Origin of the sequence: Haloarcula marismortui ATCC 43049, assembly GCF_000011085.1 — an archaeon.
GTDB lineage: Archaea > Halobacteriota > Halobacteria > Halobacteriales > Haloarculaceae > Haloarcula > Haloarcula marismortui.
Genome location: NC_006396.1, coordinates 1301026 through 1318048, shown reverse-complemented (window position 1 = coordinate 1318048; position 17023 = coordinate 1301026). Strand labels below are relative to the sequence as shown.

The following is a 17023-nucleotide window of genomic DNA, read 5'->3' as shown; positions in this document are numbered from 1 at the left end:
GAGACGCTTTACTTCCGCTCAGCCTCGGTTCGCGCGGCGTAGCCACCGGTACTGGTATCGTTGTGTTTCCCGCGCCGAATCAGCTCTCGGTCCGTCAGTGGGAGCGTCTCGCCCGCCAGTGGGATGTGCCAGTGCCCAAGCGACCCGATAATGCGTGTCCGGCTCCCCTCCACCTCAAGCCGGAGCGCCGGGCCGAGTGAGCCGCCGAACCGGCGCATCTGCTCAGACTCGGACAGATGGGCGATTTCGTCCAGCGTCTCGCCGTCGAAGTCGTAGTAGTTGAAGAAGCTCTGGACCAGCACCTCGTCGCTGTGGGGAAACGCCATCCACGAGTAGGACTGGAACGGCGCGTTTTCGGGGTTCGTAGCGACGAGGCCCGACTCGTTTAGCGGGACGTAATCGCCGCGGAGGTCCTCGGCGACAAAGCCATACAGCGCGTCGAACCCCTCAAGGCCCGGCGCGAACGTGTGGAGGTGGCTGGAGATAAAGAGGTAGTAGAGGCCGTCCCGATACACGACGTGGGGTCGTTCGAGTTCCTGATTGACGCCCACAGCGTCCAGCAGTGGGTCTTCGAGCTCCCACGCCAGCGGGTCGCCCGTCGGCGAGCGAGCGATGCCAACGCTCCCGTTAAATTCCTGTAGCGCGTCGTCGCCACCACAGACGTCGCTGCCCTCCGGTACTGGCGTGTTCGCCTCGAACAGGAGCCACGTCTCGCCCGTTTCGGGGTCTTCGAAGAACCACGGGTCGCGGAAGGTGTATATCATCCTGCGGGACTGGTCTTCGCGCTCGTAGCGGTCGCCGTCGGGCTGGAGCAGTTCGTGGTGGGTCCACGGGCCCGAGAGCGCGAAGCCGTCAGCCGTGTCGATACTGCCGCCGCCCGCGCCGACGATGCGTTGTGTGTAGGTCAGGTCTTCGGCCCCTTCCTCGCCGGCCGCAGTGTAGAACAAATAAACGCTGCCGTCGTCGTCATACAGTGCCGACCCGGCCCACTGGCGCTGGCCCAGCGGCTCCTCGAACACCGGGCCGGCGTTGTGCCAGTTGCGACCGTCGTCGGAGTAGAAACAGCGGATGGTCGCCACATCGTGGCGCTTACCGGGCAACAGGTCCGATGGGGCGGTCAGCGAGAAACAGACCCGGTAGCCATCGACTGTCGCCAGCGTGCCGTCGCGGTTACGGAGGAACCAGGTATCCCAGATATGGACCTCGGGAATCTGTTCGGTTTGGGGCGGGTAGACGATGGGGGCGACGGTGTCGTCAGTCCGCTCGATCCGACTCGCCTGCTCGCGTGTCCACCCGGCGCGTCCCTTCGTTCCGGAACGACCCTCGCCGAGCGCCTCGTTTGTCATACCTCACGTTGGGCCGACCACGGCTATAAATGTTGCCGGGAAGGTACCACGGGTGTTGTATGAAGATTTTCTAATACGTGTGTTCTCGGGGGAGAGCTGGCTGAAAAAACAGACAGTTAGTAGTTCAGAACCGGCAAGCAGTGCGTTACTCGCTTGAGTCCTCACTTCCGCTGACACCCTCTGGACCGGTGATATCGAGCGGTCGAACCCACTCATACCAGATGAAAACGACGCCGAGGCCGTATCCCAGTGCCCAGACAGCGCTCCCGACCCAGGGGTAGCCAAGCGTGCTGAATCCCCAGTTTGCGAGGCCCGGGAGGATGATAGCAGCGAGAACCGTCAGCACTAATATCGCTGTGTCTCGGGTATTCACAGTTGCGTCCTCCCAATCGCTGTGCCGTTCATACCTCAAGATAGGCTCGGACACTCGTGAGTCTGTCGGAACACCGAACCGTGACCGGGATGGAACTGACGCCGTAGCCGTCCCATTTTTATCATCGTATGCCCTACCCCGGATGTCGGGAATGTCTCAGAACCACACAGACCGGTCGTCTTCGGAAGACATCGAGTGGTGCTACGATGCTGTCCATCGTGTGTCGCGGACGTTTAGTCTCACAATTTCGGAACTCAACGAACCGATGGCCCGGGACATCTGTCTGGGCTATCTTCTTTGTCGTGTGGCTGACACGATTGAGGACGCCGGCCATCTCCCTCCAGCGGTACAGACCGAACTCTTGCAGACGTATAGTCGCTCGCTCGAACCATCGAGCGGGACGACCGTGTCATCGTTCCACGACGCCGTCGAGGAGTGGATTCCCACGACGACGAACGCTGACTGGGAAGTCGTCGAGAACGCGGGCCGTATCGTCGACGTGTTTCACACGCTTGACGACCACTCCACGCAGACCATCCGCGGGCCGGTCCGGGAGCTCGTTGATGGGATGGCGATGTTCGTCGACCGCTACGCCGACGCCGGTGGGCTTCGAATCAAAACGCTCGACGAACTCGAAGAGTACTGCTGGTACGCCGCAGGCACTGTGGGCACGCTGGTGACCGGGCTGGTTTCACATGAAGCCACCGACGAGCAGATCGCCCAGATGGAGGAAAACGCCCGCTCCTTTGCCCTGCTGCTCCAGCTCGTCAACGTCGCCAAGGACGCCGCAACGGACATGGAAGAGGAGAACAACGTCTACCTCCCGCTGGAACTACTCCACGAACAGGGGCTTGATCACAGCGACGTGAGCGACACCGGCAACGTCGATTCGCTGGTGCCCGTCATCGAGCAGGTCACCGAGCGAGCAGAGGGCTATCTCGACGACGCACAGGCGTGGCTCGAAGCCATGCCCGAAACCCGCGGTAACACCCTCTCAGCGTGGGCCATTCCGTTCCTGCTCGCGGTCGGGACGATCCGTGAACTCCGCGAACGACCCGCCGACGTCATCGAGCAGGGCAACGTCAAAATTTCTCGCGAGGAGGTCCACTCCGTGACACAGCAGTTCGGCGGCGACAACGACCCCTCTATCGGGGAACTGCGGGCCAAAATCCGCCAACAGCCGCTCCACCAGTACTGACGACCACCAGAGACATTCCCTTTTGCAGTCGCGTCCGTGGCCCGGCCATCGTTGCACATACACACGGACAGCGCCCCGCCCTATCGGTGACTGCTGGTCTCCGCCTCGCGTGCGTCGTACTTCTGAACGAGTTCGCGGAGCCACCAGAGCTTCAATCCGCCCATCGCAAGCGTTGCGACTGTGGCGCTGACCGGCCGACGACGCCAGGCAGCGTACAGAGCAACGACCGACGCTAGCGCGCCGCCGGTGTTACAGATGTTCGGGTACCTGAGGCCCATGGTCCCGTTGGCCTGTTCCGCGAGCCACCACCGCTCTGCCAGCACAGCACGGGTCATCCAGGCGTCCTCGGTCTCGGGCGGGGCAAACAGGACTGGATTGACCAGTGTCCACAGAAGGGCCGTAGTCAGGAGCCGCCAGTCCCGCTGATACACTGCGTACACGATGACAGCGCCGGTCGGCACGCGCGACCAGCCGCTCTTTGGATTCGCATGGCGGGTCCAGAACCAATCCCGCACGCTGTCCGCTCGCACTGTTGTCATATATCCAACTCAACGTGGTCGAGGGAAAACGCTACTGCCACTCGAAGCCGGGGACAGAACACTCATGTCCGCCCTGTGTGAACGCCGTCTATGGCCACAGCGGCGTCGGGACTCTCCGAGCCACAGGTACTCGCCCGGACGAAAGACCGGCTGTTTGCGGACCGCGAGGACGCCTACGTCGTCGCGGACACGCAGTTCGCACAGCAACGCTGGCTGGACGACACCCCTATCGAGGCGGCCGTGCAGGCGACGCTCGCGCCGTTCAACCACGTCCGGGTCGGAACGGGCTATCCCGACCTCGTCGGCGTACAGACGCTCTCGACGGACCTGCTGTCCGTCGACCGACTCGGTGACCGGCCGCCGCTGATCGCCATCGAGGCGAAGGGGTACACCGGCAACGGTGGCGTCGACGCTGAGCGCGGGGTCGTGCAGGCCCACGACCGACTCAACGAGGCCAACGTGGCCTTCCTGACCGCGCCACGGAGTGGCATCTCCACCGCCGCGCGGACGATGGCCCGCGAGCTAAACGTCGGCGTGCTGGGCGTCGACTCCGATGGCTCAGTCTCGGTCCTCGAACGGCCCCGCGTGGTCGGCCACGGGTCGATGGACGCCGCTTCGGCGATCCGGTTCCAGGCCAGCGCTCAGGGTGTCGCCGACCAGAGTTTCGGACTCAACCACCCGAAGAACTACATTGCGGTGCCGCTGGCCGTCCACCACGAGGGCGACACGCGGGACCTGCTTGCGTCTCACGTGGTCAGAGCCGTCGACGGTGCTCTCGCCGGGGCGGCGTTTCTGAACCTGATCGACACCGGTCAGGGCACGCTCACGCTGACGCCGCTGGGTCGGGAGGTTGTCCGGTTCGCGCTCCGGACAGTCGGCGACATAGACGCCGCACTCCGCCGGTTCGAGGACTGGCAGCGGTCCCGCAAGCGATTCATCGACATCGCGCCACAGTGGGGCCAGCTCGTCCGCCGTGTCGTCTCCGACTATCCGGCCACGGACCTCCTCGTCGACGGGCTCTACGCCTGCCACCGGGACGGCTACGGCTCCCCGTCGCTCGTCGAATTCGTGGCGTACCTCCACGCGCTGCACCCCGAGTTCACCGTCGAACTGTTCCTCCGCGGCGACGAGACCGTCCGCCAGCGGGTGTTGACCGGCGACGGGGAACTCCGCCGCTCGGAACTCACCGACGGCAGCGTCTATCACTCCCCCACTGTGTTCCAACTGAAGGCGATCTACTACCACGCCGGCATCGTGACTGACCGGGGCGCAGAACCCTCGAATCTCGACCCTGAGACGGACGAGTGGGCGCTGTGTGACCCGCTCGCGTAGCGGCGGGCATCCAGGCGCTCCAGTAGCTCTACCGACACATAACGCTGAAGCGTGGGTAGCCCCTACTGTGATACAATGTCTCAGACCCTGGAGCTCCCCAACGGCGATGTCGTCTCGCCCGACGACGTGTTCTGCTACAACGACTACCCCTACCGACTCGTCTGGCTGGATGACGATACCCACGAGTTCGCGCTCTCCCCGCTGTACTGGGGCGACAGCGGCATGGACATCCCGTTCCGCGACCGGGAGGCACTCGTCGACCAGTGGGAAGTCGATTCACAGGGTCAGATGACGGCCGAAGAGTGGGCGGACTGGCTGGACGACGCGACGACGGACCCCCGCTACAGCGACGACGAGGTCACGTCACTCGCGGCCGAGCTCCCGACAGAGTGGGACTCCACGGGCGGGGACCCGGACTCCGGCGGCGGAATTCTGGACCGCCTCGGACTGTAAGCGCTGTCGCCGGACTCTGAAAGGTATTAATCCGTTCGTCCTGCAACCCCTGTCATGGAACCACTCTGGCTCGCCGCTGGCGGGGCCGCTCTCGCCGTGGGCCTCGCGCTGGCGTTTGCGATTACCCGCCGCTCATCCAGCAGTGCGTCGAAACGCGCCCACGAGGCCGCACAGGAGCGAGAACCGCCGGTCGAACTCGGGGAGACCTACGAGTTCGGCATCACCGAATTCAGTGACCACCACTCCGGCGACCGCGTCGCTGTTGGGAAAGTCGAGGGCTTCGTCCTGTTCACCGAAGACGTGCCGTCGTCGGTGTCAGCTGGCGATGTGATCCGAGCGACGGTGCTGTCGTTCAACCGGGGCCACACCTCCGCCGACGCTCGATTCGTCGAACGCGCCTGAGCGAATTGAGCGTCGGCAGTAGCGGAAGCGAACACAGCCTGGCCGACGCCGACTCGCCAGTCCCGATGTGGATGGAGAAACCGATATGTGCCTACCACGATAAAACAGGGCATGAGCGAATCGGACGGGCAGAGCACGCCACAGGACACCCGGGAGGTCATTATGGAGGCCACCTTTCGGGCGCTGAGCAAGCACGGCTACAAGGACTTGCGGGTCCGGGACATCGGCGAGGAGATGGAGATGTCTCGGCAGGTGATCCACTACCATTTCGACGGCAAGTACGACCTGATATCTTCGTTTCTGGAGTACATTATCGACCAGTACGAGGGCAGTGTCGAAGTCGATGATGAAACCGACCCCCGTACAGAACTCGATGTCCGCATCGACCGGTGCCTGTTCGGTCCGGAATTCGACGACTTCTCACACTGGGACCGGATGAAGGTGTACCACGAGCTGTACGCCTACGCGCAAAACGACGACGAGCACCGGGCGCTGTTCAACGAGCACTACGACCGACTTCGCAAAAGCATCTCCACAGTCATCGAAGACGGAGTCGAGCAGGGCACGTTTCTGGACGTTGACGCCGAACTGATGGGGCAGCTCATTACGGACGTGATTCACGCGGCCCGTGGCCGGCGGATTGCGCTTGGCCACGAGGACGCACCCGACGAGGCCAAGCGGGCCGTCAACGACTTTATTCTCGACTCGCTGTACCCGCCGCAGTAGATTGGGCTGAAAAGGCAGCGTCAGAGGGGGCTAATACCGACGCTGAGCGCCCATGTTCCAGTTGCCGACGCCGCGACGACGAGCGCCCCGCCTGCAAGCGTCACGTTCTTCAGGAAACTGTTCAGTTCGTCCTGCCGGTCCTCGTCCGGCACGGCCCAGAAGTCGTGCATCGCAACCGCCGAGACGATGAGGAACACGGCGAGGGCGACCGCTGCGACGACTGGGAAGACACCCACGGTCACACCGAGCCCGCCAAGGATGAGGAGCCCACCGGACGCGAGGACGGAGAATCTCGGCGCCGGGAGGCCCTTGTACTCGGCGTAGCCGGCCATCTGTTCGGTCTGCGTAAAGTGGCTCAGGCCCGTAAAGGCGAGCACGCCGCCGAAGAGGACACGGCCGGCGACGAGCAACACGACGTTGAGTTCGGGTGCCATCACAAACTCACCACCGAGCCCACGCGGGCGTTTCCAGCAGTGTGATTCGGGATAGTAGCGGAATTCATTGTGGGAGTCGATTCTGGCTGCATCGTTAGAGTTCCGGCACGTCTGACGGCATATCGAAGTCGTGGTAGTACTCGCCTTTCTCTTTCGAGAGAATGTCGAGGACAGCGGCAGCACCGTCACCGGCGGCGATGACCGCCTGCCACTTCTCCGCTCGACCCATCGCACCGGTCGCGTACACGTTCTCGACTGACGTTTCCATGTCGACAGTCACGTCGACGACATCCTCATCGGTGAACGCACAGCCGAGATCCTCGGCGAGGCTTCGGTCACCACCAGTCGCGAGAACGACGTACTCCGCGGTGTACTCGTCGTCGTCCGTTGTGAGGACAAATCCGTCGTCAGTCTGTTCGATGGCCGTGACTTCTGTCTCGTACAGCGTTGCGCCACGGTCCCGGGCCTGCCCACGGGCAATCGTGAGGAACTCCTCGCCGCTAATTGAGCGCACGGCGGGGTAATTGAACAGGTGCGCCTTGTGCATCCACGACTCGTCCGTATCGAAGGTGATTGTTTCGAGGTCGTTCTTCGCAGCGTACTGTGCCGCACTCAGGCCGGCGGGGCCGCCGCCGACAACTGCTACATCTGCCATGTTACAGGACACGGACCGCCCACAGAAGAGTTTTACCATCTGGTAAAATATAGTCGAAGCCTCACGTCTGGCCCTGACCCACGCGACGCCCCCACTTACAGAACGTACGGTCCGCGCTGTCGAATCGGCTCGCCGTGCGGGCGACCCGAGACGGCGACGACGCGGAGTGAGTCATCGCTCTGGAGCGTCACCGACCGCGTGTCAGTGACCGGCAGCACATCACCCGCAGTGAACGGTTGCCCCTCGACCGTTCCGTCGCCGGCGACACCGTAGAGAAATCCGGACCACCCTTCCGGGACCGACCACGTCCATGTGTCGGCCACGGCGGCATCGAGATACTCCATCGGCGTATGGAGGCTGATCGGTGAGCCCTCGCCGATAACTGTCGTGACCGTCGCGCCGCCCTGCTCCGCCGTCGGCAGCGTGTCGGCCGTCGCATCGCCGTAGTCCGGGTCAGCGTCCTTCTCCGCCTGCGGCAGGTTCACCCAGAGCTGGAGGCCGGTGCAGGCCTGCCCGTCGGCGGGGAATTCGGAGTGGCGTATCCCGCTCCCGGTCGTGATACGCATCGCGTCGTTCTCGTATGCGGTATTTGCAACGCCCAGCGAGTCTTCGTGCTCCATACCACCCTCAATCATGTACGAGACGATCTCGAACCCGCGATGGGGGTGCATCGGAAACCCGTTGTCGGGGTCGATGTAGAACTGCTCGAACAGGACAAACGGGTCCAGATTGTACGGATAGCTGTCCGTCGGAAACGCACGATTCGAATTCACGCCCGTCCCATGCCGGACTTTCTCTCCGGATAGCGGCCCGACAGCCGACGCCTGCGACTCGCTTTCGGTCATACACTTCCTTGTTTACCGAGCGGTAAAAACGGCGTGGCTGCAGCGCAACCGACCGCTATCTAGACCCCTCGTGGCGCTACGACGGTGGTAACAAATTCACGGTGCGCTCACCGAGGCTAATTCTGGATACTCTGTGTGGCAACTCCAAATTACGAGAATGGTCCCAAACAGTCGTACGCCCTCGTTCAAAAGCGTGCAGTGAGCGGATGGGTTGGGGCGGATTCGAACGCGCCTCCCGATGGCGATTGTGCCAGACAGCAAGGACATCAAATGACACAATCGCTCGAAGCCATCGTACCAGAGGAAGCAGTAGAACTGTATCTCAAATCAAGGGGGCAAGATGCTTCGGAAAGCACCATCCAAAACCATCGCTACAGGCTGAAACACTTCCTGAAGTGGTGTGAACACGCTTCAATCGAGAACCTCAACGAGTTGTCTGGCCGTGACTGTGAGAACTACAAAAACTGGCGTATCGCGCAAGGGGATGTAGCCGACATAACTCTCGAACAGCAACTCCGTACCTTCAGGGTGTTTCTCCGATACTGCGAATCCATTGAGGCAATCGAGACAGGCATCTCGGAAAAACTCATCGTCCCGAAGGTCTCGAAGGGAGAAGCAGTTCGAGATGATGCAATCACTCACGAGGAAGCGTGTGCCATCCGCGAGCATCTACGGAAGTACGAGTACGCCACGAAGGAACACGTCATCTTCTCTCTGCTGTACCACACGGGGATGCGGAGAGGGGCCTGTGTCTCGCTCGACGCCGCAGACTGGCACTCGGAAGACGAGTATATCGAGGTACAGCACCGGCCTGATGCGAGTGTCAGCACACCTCTGAAACTCAAACAGGAAGGTGAGCGGAATCTGTCGATACTCGATGCTGGCCTCTCCGAAGCGGTGGATGACTACATATCCCATAACCGGATTCCCCACACCGAGCCTGATGGGAGAGAGCCGCTGTTCACCACGTCGAACGGTCGCATCTCTGGCAACGCCGTGCAGTCCATCGTCTACAGAGTGACGCGCCCCTGCTACTACGGGAAGGAATGTCCACACGACAGGGATGTGGATACGTGTGAAGCAACGGAATCGAACCACTACTCAGCCTGCCCATCTTCCGTATCACCGCACCCCATTCGACGGAGTGCCATTCATCATCACCTTAACTCGAACGTGAGCAAGTCGATTGCTTCGGAACGGATGGCCGTCTCTGTTGACACTTTGGAAGAACACTACGACGCCCGTTCGAGGGAGGAGAAGCGACAGGCACGGCAGAATGAACTGACGAATCTTTGACGAAACTCTCGGCTCAACACCACTTCTTGTTGGAGTAGCAGACAGCAGGAGTACTACCTGTTGTGTGTGTAGAGAGTTTTGGAATCTGATAAGATAGTGTCGTAGCAGGGTGGTGAACCTGTATCAACACACTATCAAGTGGGCAACCTGTTGTGCTGAACAGTTGTCCAACCATCGAGGTTGCTGTTCATCACTTCCACGAAGCAGGCAGGGTTTCATCCAATCCCTTCACTTAGGTATATTAGTATCGCCCCACTTAAACGGCTGGCGTTAAGCCAACGAGAGAGTTTTTGGTTACTAAATGTAACCAACTTACATAACTATACCAAAAACTTTAAATACGAGTAACACTAATAGGTATGTAACGAGTTAATAAAGGTTCCGCTAATCTAAATCTGTCCGACATTCCTGCGGCTCTCCGTTTTTGGAGTATGAAGAAGGATGGAGTGAAGGCCGAGGGCACTCCGATGGGACGAGCGTTGATGGCGCTCCGCCTTAGCTTTAAGTAAGTCTTACTACTACTTAAAGTTTTCGGTTTGCTCTTGGCAGACGTTGGCTATACTCGTATATCAAAAATGATACAGTTAGACCAAACAAGAGCACAAGCATCGTATAACAAAACAGATACGTTTGTCCCAAACGCAAGCAGGGCAACTCTCGCACAAGCCGACGCCGGTGCCTTCGACGGACTCGGCATCTCGCATCATCCCTGTGCGACCGGCTGGCGAGAGGCAGACGGTTCCCCGCTGGCAGATGACGGTTCCTCGAAGCGGGCTTTCGCCCTTCACACAGATACGCACCACCCTGCATCGAGCCGGTACCATTTCTCTACACCTGCGAGCATCGAACGACAGTCTTGCCGTCGATGGAGAGAAGGTGTAGCTTTCACGTACCGCGCTTTCACGACTCCGCCCCACGTCTCGCTAAAAGCCGTTGAGCGGTGCGCCAGTCGGTTCGAGTGTGGGCCGGAGCTTTCCCCTTATGGTGGCCTTCGAATTGTCACAGCGGCCGCTCTGACTCTCGTGTGGGGTGTGAGCGACGAGATGCTGTGGGGTGATGAACAGTTCCGTCAAGAGTTTCGGCAAGAGGTGGGAGAACCTGCACAGGTTTCCCCCTCGAAAGCACTTCGGAAACTGTTCAAACTTCGAGGTGATTCCGAATGAGTGCTACCTTCAACTTCACTACTGGACGGGGTTTTACAGATGTATCAAACCTACCAGTAGAGTTGAAGGAGTTAGACGTGTGGGTGGTGGAGGATGGGAAACAGCCCTGCTACCCCTCGTGGGAGTGGCGCAACTCCGACGAACCCACTACGTCGTTCGAGAACGCGAAGGCAGAACTTGAACGACGACAGGGTAGTCCTCGTGCTGGTGACGGTCTCGGCATCATCCTTGAGCCGTCCCTGAATCTGGTTGTCATCGACGGTGATAAAGTGGTGAATGATGCAGGTGAAGTGTTCGGTCCGTATCAGGATATTCTCGATGCGGCCAACACCTACTCGGAGTACAGCACTTCAGGCACAGGAATCCACACCCTCGTCTTCGGTGTATCTGGCCTGCTCGAAGACCGCTCGATGAAGTGTGACACCTACGAGCAGGAATGGGCCTGTGATGAAGTTCCACACATCGACGTGTTCGGCTCACAGGAGGCACGTAATGTTGTGCTGACAGGTGACGTTGTTGGGAACACTCACTACATTCGAGAATCACCGACCTTCGTTCGAGAACTTCACAGCCAGTTCCCCGAGCGCCAGAGGGCGACATCTTCGGAGCAGGTACATCACACCATCGACAGGGATGCACTCGACTTCGAACCGCAGGAGGGCTACGATGTTGCCGACATTCGGGCTACCATCGAGCAGTATGCCGAGTACGGTTCAGGAGCGGCACAGAGCCGTGCTGAGAAGATTCTGTCCCTGTGGGATTCTTCACCCTCACCGAATCCACGGGACGGGCCTACGCGGAGTGATGCGGTTGCAGGAGTACGCTACAACTCACCGAGTGAGGCAGACTACGATTTCGTCACCGGACTGGCCTACTACTGCCGACACGACAAAGCGTTGATACGGAACTGTTGGCAGAATTCGAGTAGGTGGTCACGACCTGACAAGAAGAAGTCGGCTACCTACTACCACAAAACCATCGAGAACTCTGTTCGAGCGAGTACAACCCGTATCTCACGCCAGAATATTATGGAGGTGACAGAATGAGTGACTCGCATCAACAGCGGCTCGGAGCCTTTGGCGACAAAGGCGGTCTGCCTGATGGAGGTTGGCAGACACTTGATGCAGTCACGGCGGGAACCTGTGCGCTGTTCGACACCGGTTCACGGGAATATCTGTTCCTCGTGACAGGAACGTGGGCACCCTCGAACGAGCGGTGTGTCTCCATACAGAGCCACGTTTACAAAAAACTGACAAGATACGGAGACGATTCCACCAGTCTCTACGTGTGTCGCAAGGACAGACGCTCACCGGAAGTCTACCAGTTCCAGTTGGGAGACTTCGCCGAGTCTCGATGTGCGGTGTTGCCACCTCGTGACGATGTAGGGAGCATCACCAACGAACAGCACACGGTTCCCCTCAATCGAGCAAGGGGAGTCTACTATGAACTGAACGATGGACAGGAGCATTTCATCCGCTCAGTTCAGGAAGATGTGTCGATGCGGTTAGACGTTTAGACGATACGCTCGAACGACTCGTGTTCTAACTCGGCAGGAGAGACTGGTACGGATTCGTACCATTCTTCATCAGCATACGGTAAGTCATCTACGTCAGAATATATCTCCATATACACATATTCTGGTTTTTTCTACATAAAAGTTTCGCCGTTAATAAATATACTACACGCCATACGATGACGACACAAGTAGACCTCCTGCGGGCTTTCAGATGAAATTATGACAGCCTGCGAACCTGTGGCGCGAGCCGATTGAATATGGCTTCAGCACGAGTTCCTGTCTCGATTGGTTCGCTCCAGTCAGATTCACTCCAAGCCACAACATATATTCCTGATTGCAGGATGTTCATCGTTAGACTGTCTTCGTGTGAACCGTGAAGTTTCTCAATAAACATCTTTTCAGCGGCTTCATCTACAATGGCAGTCTCTTTGAGATTCTTGCCTTCATTTCCACCGCTGAATTGCTGACTTTCCACTGTTTCTGTCAGTTCATTCAATGCTTCAGCCAGAGGTGTATCGGGCTCGAAACCTTCATCCTCCGATGATGAGAATTTGAAGACCGTAATCTCGTCTCTACCGTCGTAGAAGTCTTTCATCATCTCTTGACTAAATGAAAGGATTCGGGAATTTTCGAGGGCATTCGTGTCAGTCAGTTTTCCGATAAAATCGGGTATCCATTGGTCCACCAAGCCCTGTTTAGATTCGAAGGCGAACATTCCGTTTTCGAAGTAGAACACACGAGGGCGAACCAACTCAGGCTGATTACGCTCTTCTTCCTCACCTTCTTCATTCCTCACGACGATACTGTTCTCTGTGTCTGCCGAATATATAAAGTGGCAGAAAGAAAGTTCTTCGTGGCTGTCTCCAAGGTAGGTTGTTCTACCCTTCTCGCGGTACTCCAACTCACCACCTGAAACTGGGTCATCCTCAACACGGCGAACCATCTCGAACTCGTCATCAAGCGAGTCAATCTCATCTTTCACTTCTTCAACCGAGGGAACCTCGCTGTCAGGGAGGTCAATCTTCCCAATCTTGTAGCGCTCTGATTCTGACATATCGTACTCCTGACTGACGAGGTGTAGGTTTATAAACTCTTTCTAGCCGGAGTGAAAGTATAACCGCTGTACTGCAACCATCTAGAAGTTATGATTTGTAAATTCAGTAACCTCCAAGGGGTTAATTCCATATACCAAGTATGGTGGTAGTTCTGATTCATATGCAGTATTTGCTTAAGTAGGGGCGTTGCTAATATACCTGAGTAGAGGGACAGCAGGAGTACGACTTGTTGTGTGTCCGAGTACTAGTATTCCTGATATGGGGTAGGCTTGTAGTAAGCACCTCTGGAAAAAGATGGTCAATCAACATCACACACAACAGGTAGCACTCCTGCGGTTCTGTTCTTTGTAGAGTTAGATGATAACTTAATCCATCCAAACAAATCACCGAAAACTTTAAGTAGCGCCAATACGTAATAATTACTGTATGTCTTATTTCACTACACTTTCTGTTCGCCCTGATACTCGTGAACGATTGCGTGAACATCAGGATGGTCGCTCGGTCGAAGCAACGCTGACACGCCTTCTTGAACTGAAGGAATCTGTCGAGGAAGCAAACTGATGGATGAAATTGTCATCCCTGTTGCAGACGGTGATGCTTCGCAGATTAACGATTTCCTCTCCATCGAGGAGATGCGGGAGTTACTGATTGATGAAGTGAGGGAACGGCAAGACCAAGCTGATGACGAGTTAGCTGAATGGGATTCCATCTCCGAACTTCGAGCCGATGACTCCCTCGATGCGGCAGAGCGGAAGCGTCTCGAACTGAAGGCACAGCGTCGTACCGGTTTCAATAAGCAGTAAATGATTTTCGTCTGATTTAATTTGGTTATGTTTCTGGTAGTCCCGAGGAAAACGATTATTCACTTACGTGAACATTCTGGCTTATGAGCAAAATTGGCCTCATTTGTGACGCTACGGTTCCGAAAGGGATGTTAGCCAAAATTACAATTAAAGAGGATATTGATAATGACAATAAATTTGAAAATGAGGCCACACAGGTACTCAAAGATGGAAAATATATTTACGAGTTAGATGGATTTCAGGGCGACCGCGATAATACTTGGAACCATTCCTTAACTTTGGGTAGAGACCCAGATGGCCCCAATTTGAGTCCGACGAGAGATAATCCACAACCACCGGGAATCTCAAGATTCCAAATCATCGTATCTGGGCCACCAGAATCTAATGAAGTTGACCCAAAAGCTGTCGTACATAAGTTTAGCGAGATGGATTTCTTTTTGTGTAAAATGAAGACGGGAGAATCAGAGGGTTTCAGATATTATTTGGGTGGATTCCTCAATGCAGCTTATTCAATTGACGATATGTTGCGGAATATGTCTGAAACGGAGTGGAGTGATTGGGCAGATACCCAAGGGAAAATTGACCTGCACGAAATGCTGATTAACTCACGTCATCAGAGTGTTCACTTGGGAAGTCCGGCCCGTGGTTCTTTGAAACCACCATTGGGCCATTCATTAGCGTATGACTTTGGAGATTCTGCCGAAGATTCGAAAATAAATCGCACCTACTTTTTCGATGATGTTCCAATTTCGGTCATCAATGAATTTGTCCCTGAAAATGAACGAATCGAGATTGCAGATAAATCGAAATCAATGAGGGATTCTCCCTTCGCCCGCATCGTTCCAGCCGCATCAATTTGTCAGGTGTATTTATCAATGGTACAGGATTACATTACCGACTGGATTGATGAATTAGACGGAGACAATTTCTCATATGACCTACACTCGTTGAAATGAATCCACACATACATTAGGAACTGTTATAAATCATAATGCCTGCGCAATTTCAGGGCATATCTTTTATCGGCGGTAGCCCGATATATTATTTCACCCTACCTTATTCTGTATAAAAATAATGGTTCTGGCACGTCTTTCACGAAGGCTGTTCTTTTGTCTCGAATCACCCCACGAGCGATGCGCTTTCCACAAGGTTAGAGATTAACCAACATCTGCCTGCTTCGAGCTGTGTTGTTGGTTAAGCCGTAACACTTACTAGCCTTACACGACTATTTCCTTTTGGTACAATCGCCACACGTCGGTACGGTGAGAAGGAGCCAACAACTCGCTTGACTTCTTCTCCCCTGCCTGAAGACGGGTTCCCCTACGGGAATTACTGAATCAAGGCCTGAGACAGCGGGAAGCTGTCACTCAGGAGCGTTAAGCGACTGAGTGGGTTGGGGCGGATTCGAACCGCCGACTTCCTCCGTGTGAAGGAGGTATCATAACCGAACTAGATCACCAACCCAGTGCACTCAACTCTATTCGAGCGCATCCCTTAAGAATTGCTTTCCGACTACGCTTCCTGCTCTTCCGTACCGCGGTACTCGCTGATCTTTTCGCGGGCGTCAGCGATCGCTTCCTCGGCTTCCCCCTCTGCTTTTCCCTGCAGTTTCTTCAGGTCGGCCTTGACGGCCTCCAGTCGGCTGGGTTCCGGCTCTACTTCCTTCCCAGTGAGTTCTCGGAACCGTTCCTCGACCGGTTCGAGTTCCTCTTTGACGCCCTTGGTTGCGGTTTTGCCGGCGCGCTTCAGGTAGTATCGTGCGTCTTCGAAGTGTTTGTTCATATCTGACCCTACGAGAAGGACGAATATATCTTTTGTGCCCGGAAAACAATGAGGAACTACGGGTAACCGAGGGACGACGAGCGCCCACGATGGTAAACGTGTCGCACGGGTACGAACTGTTTTGCGCCACCACCTGCAACGAGGAGATATGTTCACACGGGTGTCGATTCCGACGCCGTTTCAGGTCGGGCCAGTCAATGCATACATCGCGCGACGAACTATCGTCGATCCGGGCCCCGACAGCGAGGAAGCGTGGTCGCGTCTGGTCGAGGCGCTTGAAGCACGCGAGCTGTCGCCGGATGACATCGAGCAGGTACTTGTCACACACCCGCACCCGGACCATTTCGGCATGGCGAACCGGTTTGCCGAGCGAGGGGCGCGTGTCCTCGCCAGCGAACCGGGAGCAGAAATCATGGGCGATTTTGCGGCGCAACTGCACACTGAGCAGTCCTACTTCGCGGATTTCTTCGAGCGCTGCGGTGTCTCACGCGAGACTGCTGAAACTGTCACCCAGCTACCGGAAGCCTTCCTGCCCTACGCTCAGAGCGTCGACACCGACCGCGCGCTCGCGGCCGGTGATACCGTCACCGTCGACGATACAGAACTTACGGTCGACACCGTTCAGGGCCACTCTGCGGGCGAAATAATCTTCTCATATGACTTTCAGGGCCGCCGCGAAGCGGTTGTCGGCGACAACGTGCTGGGTGACATCACGCCCAATCCGTTCCTGCAGGTGCCCGACGAGAGGGGGACGCGCCCGAAGGTGTTACCGGCATTTAACGACTCGCTACGATGGCTCCGCAAGCAGGGTCACGACCGCTTTCTCACCGGCCACCGCGAGCCCGTCGAATCACCGCCGGAACGCATCGACGACATCCTCGCGGAACACGACCAGCGCACCGCGGAGGTCGCCGACATCGTCTCTGGCGGAGCGACGACGCCGAGCGACGTGATGACCGCGCTGTTCGGCGACCTCCCGGCCACAGAGTACTTCGCCGGGATGAGCGAGGCTGTCGGCCACTTGGACGTACTCGAAGTCACTGACCGTGTGGAAAAACGCGAGAGCGGCGGCGTCTTCGTGTACGAATCAGCGTAAGCCGCTGCC

At 57.2% G+C, this 17023-nt stretch carries 19 protein-coding genes and 1 tRNA gene; 11 read left to right on the top strand and 9 right to left on the bottom strand.

The annotated features are described in order from the left end of the window. Positions 1-8: 8 nt before the first annotated feature. Together RR_RS10585 and RR_RS10580 are read right to left on the bottom strand one after the other, a co-directional pair. Positions 9-1346: a glycoside hydrolase family 68 protein gene (locus RR_RS10585; protein WP_011223651.1), complete on the bottom strand. Its 1338-nt coding sequence runs from the start codon at positions 1344-1346 to the stop codon at positions 9-11. Between the two features lie 145 nt (positions 1347-1491). Next, positions 1492-1719, bottom strand: a complete 228-nt coding sequence (locus RR_RS10580) for a hypothetical protein (protein WP_232508564.1) — start codon at positions 1717-1719, stop codon at positions 1492-1494. Positions 1720-1870: 151 nt separating this feature from the next. Here RR_RS10580 and RR_RS10575 point away from each other — a divergent pair, with 151 nt between their 5' ends. Beyond that, complete coding sequence (locus RR_RS10575; protein ID WP_004957137.1) at positions 1871-2917, top strand: phytoene/squalene synthase family protein; 1047 nt, start codon at positions 1871-1873, stop codon at positions 2915-2917. 80 nt (positions 2918-2997) lie between these two features. Here RR_RS10575 and RR_RS10570 read toward each other — a convergent pair whose 3' ends face one another. Continuing rightward, the gene (locus RR_RS10570) at positions 2998-3456 is read right to left on the bottom strand and encodes a DUF6653 family protein (RefSeq protein ID WP_011223649.1); all 459 of its coding nucleotides are present in this window, start codon (positions 3454-3456) and stop codon (positions 2998-3000) included. A 90-nt stretch (positions 3457-3546) separates the two neighbouring features. On the opposite strand from RR_RS10570, the gene RR_RS10565 reads away from it, so the two are divergent. From RR_RS10565 to RR_RS10550, 4 genes are all read left to right on the top strand, one after another. Then, the gene (locus RR_RS10565; protein ID WP_004957132.1) at positions 3547-4788 is read left to right on the top strand and encodes a hypothetical protein; all 1242 of its coding nucleotides are present in this window, start codon (positions 3547-3549) and stop codon (positions 4786-4788) included. A gap of 75 nt (positions 4789-4863) precedes the next feature. Beyond that, on the top strand, positions 4864-5241 hold the full coding sequence (locus tag RR_RS10560) for a hypothetical protein (protein ID WP_011223648.1): 378 nt from the start codon (positions 4864-4866) through the stop codon (positions 5239-5241). Positions 5242-5295: 54 nt separating this feature from the next. Continuing rightward, positions 5296-5643 (top strand): TRAM domain-containing protein, encoded by a 348-nt coding sequence (locus RR_RS10555; protein ID WP_004957129.1) that lies wholly within the window; start codon positions 5296-5298, stop codon positions 5641-5643. Positions 5644-5754: 111 nt separating this feature from the next. Further along, positions 5755-6369 (top strand): TetR/AcrR family transcriptional regulator, encoded by a 615-nt coding sequence (locus tag RR_RS10550; protein ID WP_011223647.1) that lies wholly within the window; start codon positions 5755-5757, stop codon positions 6367-6369. A gap of 20 nt (positions 6370-6389) precedes the next feature. On the opposite strand, the gene RR_RS10545 is transcribed toward RR_RS10550, so the two are convergent. The 3 genes from RR_RS10545 to RR_RS10535 all read right to left on the bottom strand — a co-directional run bounded on the left by RR_RS10545 (position 6390) and on the right by RR_RS10535 (position 8303). Further along, the gene (locus tag RR_RS10545; RefSeq protein WP_007190793.1) at positions 6390-6803 is read right to left on the bottom strand and encodes a DoxX family membrane protein; all 414 of its coding nucleotides are present in this window, start codon (positions 6801-6803) and stop codon (positions 6390-6392) included. 94 nt (positions 6804-6897) lie between these two features. Continuing rightward, positions 6898-7458 carry an NAD(P)/FAD-dependent oxidoreductase gene (locus tag RR_RS10540; RefSeq protein ID WP_049939154.1) on the bottom strand — a complete coding sequence of 187 codons (561 nt, stop codon included), beginning with the start codon at positions 7456-7458 and terminating at the stop codon, positions 6898-6900. Between the two features lie 95 nt (positions 7459-7553). Then, entirely contained in the window at positions 7554-8303 is a 750-nt protein-coding gene (locus RR_RS10535; RefSeq protein WP_011223645.1) for a pirin family protein, read from the bottom strand. Between the two features lie 270 nt (positions 8304-8573). On the opposite strand from RR_RS10535, the gene RR_RS10530 reads away from it, so the two are divergent. The 3 genes from RR_RS10530 to RR_RS10520 all read left to right on the top strand — a co-directional run bounded on the left by RR_RS10530 (position 8574) and on the right by RR_RS10520 (position 12278). Continuing rightward, positions 8574-9599, top strand: coding sequence for a tyrosine-type recombinase/integrase (locus tag RR_RS10530; protein WP_011223644.1), 1026 nt, complete (start codon positions 8574-8576; stop codon positions 9597-9599). A 1159-nt stretch (positions 9600-10758) separates the two neighbouring features. Beyond that, on the top strand, positions 10759-11808 hold the full coding sequence (locus RR_RS10525; RefSeq protein ID WP_011223643.1) for a hypothetical protein: 1050 nt from the start codon (positions 10759-10761) through the stop codon (positions 11806-11808). Then, a complete protein-coding gene (locus tag RR_RS10520) occupies positions 11805-12278 on the top strand; it encodes a hypothetical protein (RefSeq protein ID WP_011223642.1) in 474 nt (157 codons plus the stop codon). The genes RR_RS10525 and RR_RS10520 overlap by 4 nt, the downstream gene beginning before the upstream one ends. A 217-nt stretch (positions 12279-12495) precedes the next feature. Here RR_RS10520 and RR_RS10515 read toward each other — a convergent pair whose 3' ends face one another. Then, a complete protein-coding gene (locus RR_RS10515; protein ID WP_011223640.1) occupies positions 12496-13332 on the bottom strand; it encodes a hypothetical protein in 837 nt (278 codons plus the stop codon). Between the two features lie 561 nt (positions 13333-13893). On the opposite strand from RR_RS10515, the gene RR_RS10510 reads away from it, so the two are divergent. Both RR_RS10510 and RR_RS10505 read left to right on the top strand, forming a co-directional pair. Beyond that, positions 13894-14136 carry a hypothetical protein gene (locus RR_RS10510; RefSeq protein WP_011223638.1) on the top strand — a complete coding sequence of 81 codons (243 nt, stop codon included), beginning with the start codon at positions 13894-13896 and terminating at the stop codon, positions 14134-14136. 83 nt (positions 14137-14219) lie between these two features. Then, the gene (locus RR_RS10505; RefSeq protein WP_011223637.1) at positions 14220-15092 is read left to right on the top strand and encodes a hypothetical protein; all 873 of its coding nucleotides are present in this window, start codon (positions 14220-14222) and stop codon (positions 15090-15092) included. A 433-nt stretch (positions 15093-15525) separates the two neighbouring features. On the opposite strand, the gene RR_RS10500 is transcribed toward RR_RS10505, so the two are convergent. Together RR_RS10500 and RR_RS10495 are read right to left on the bottom strand one after the other, a co-directional pair. Beyond that, a tRNA-Val gene (locus RR_RS10500) sits at positions 15526-15600 on the bottom strand. Positions 15601-15648: 48 nt separating this feature from the next. Beyond that, complete coding sequence (locus RR_RS10495) at positions 15649-15918, bottom strand: DUF7553 family protein (protein WP_011223636.1); 270 nt, start codon at positions 15916-15918, stop codon at positions 15649-15651. 148 nt (positions 15919-16066) lie between these two features. Here RR_RS10495 and RR_RS10490 point away from each other — a divergent pair, with 148 nt between their 5' ends. Beyond that, positions 16067-17014 (top strand): MBL fold metallo-hydrolase, encoded by a 948-nt coding sequence (locus RR_RS10490; RefSeq protein WP_011223635.1) that lies wholly within the window; start codon positions 16067-16069, stop codon positions 17012-17014. Positions 17015-17023: the final 9 nt, after the last annotated feature.

Excerpts from the sequence above, each read along its gene's own strand:
- RR_RS10560 (WP_011223648.1), top strand. The coding sequence starts at position 4,864 with ATGTCTCAGACCCTGGAGCTCCCCAACGGCGATGTCGTCTCGCCCGAC.
- RR_RS10495 (WP_011223636.1), bottom strand. The coding sequence starts at position 15,918 with ATGAACAAACACTTCGAAGACGCACGATACTACCTGAAGCGCGCCGGC.
- RR_RS10550 (WP_011223647.1), top strand. The coding sequence starts at position 5,755 with ATGAGCGAATCGGACGGGCAGAGCACGCCACAGGACACCCGGGAGGTC.
- RR_RS10555 (WP_004957129.1), top strand. The coding sequence starts at position 5,296 with ATGGAACCACTCTGGCTCGCCGCTGGCGGGGCCGCTCTCGCCGTGGGC.
- RR_RS10585 (WP_011223651.1), bottom strand. The coding sequence starts at position 1,346 with ATGACAAACGAGGCGCTCGGCGAGGGTCGTTCCGGAACGAAGGGACGC.
- RR_RS10540 (WP_049939154.1), bottom strand. The coding sequence starts at position 7,458 with ATGGCAGATGTAGCAGTTGTCGGCGGCGGCCCCGCCGGCCTGAGTGCG.
- RR_RS10570 (WP_011223649.1), bottom strand. The coding sequence starts at position 3,456 with ATGACAACAGTGCGAGCGGACAGCGTGCGGGATTGGTTCTGGACCCGC.
- RR_RS10530 (WP_011223644.1), top strand. The coding sequence starts at position 8,574 with ATGACACAATCGCTCGAAGCCATCGTACCAGAGGAAGCAGTAGAACTG.
- RR_RS10515 (WP_011223640.1), bottom strand. The coding sequence starts at position 13,332 with ATGTCAGAATCAGAGCGCTACAAGATTGGGAAGATTGACCTCCCTGAC.
- RR_RS10490 (WP_011223635.1), top strand. The coding sequence starts at position 16,067 with ATGTTCACACGGGTGTCGATTCCGACGCCGTTTCAGGTCGGGCCAGTC.
- RR_RS10525 (WP_011223643.1), top strand. The coding sequence starts at position 10,759 with ATGAGTGCTACCTTCAACTTCACTACTGGACGGGGTTTTACAGATGTA.
- RR_RS10545 (WP_007190793.1), bottom strand. The coding sequence starts at position 6,803 with ATGGCACCCGAACTCAACGTCGTGTTGCTCGTCGCCGGCCGTGTCCTC.
- RR_RS10520 (WP_011223642.1), top strand. The coding sequence starts at position 11,805 with ATGAGTGACTCGCATCAACAGCGGCTCGGAGCCTTTGGCGACAAAGGC.
- RR_RS10575 (WP_004957137.1), top strand. The coding sequence starts at position 1,871 with ATGTCTCAGAACCACACAGACCGGTCGTCTTCGGAAGACATCGAGTGG.
- RR_RS10510 (WP_011223638.1), top strand. The coding sequence starts at position 13,894 with ATGGATGAAATTGTCATCCCTGTTGCAGACGGTGATGCTTCGCAGATT.
- RR_RS10565 (WP_004957132.1), top strand. The coding sequence starts at position 3,547 with ATGGCCACAGCGGCGTCGGGACTCTCCGAGCCACAGGTACTCGCCCGG.
- RR_RS10505 (WP_011223637.1), top strand. The coding sequence starts at position 14,220 with ATGAGCAAAATTGGCCTCATTTGTGACGCTACGGTTCCGAAAGGGATG.
- RR_RS10535 (WP_011223645.1), bottom strand. The coding sequence starts at position 8,303 with ATGACCGAAAGCGAGTCGCAGGCGTCGGCTGTCGGGCCGCTATCCGGA.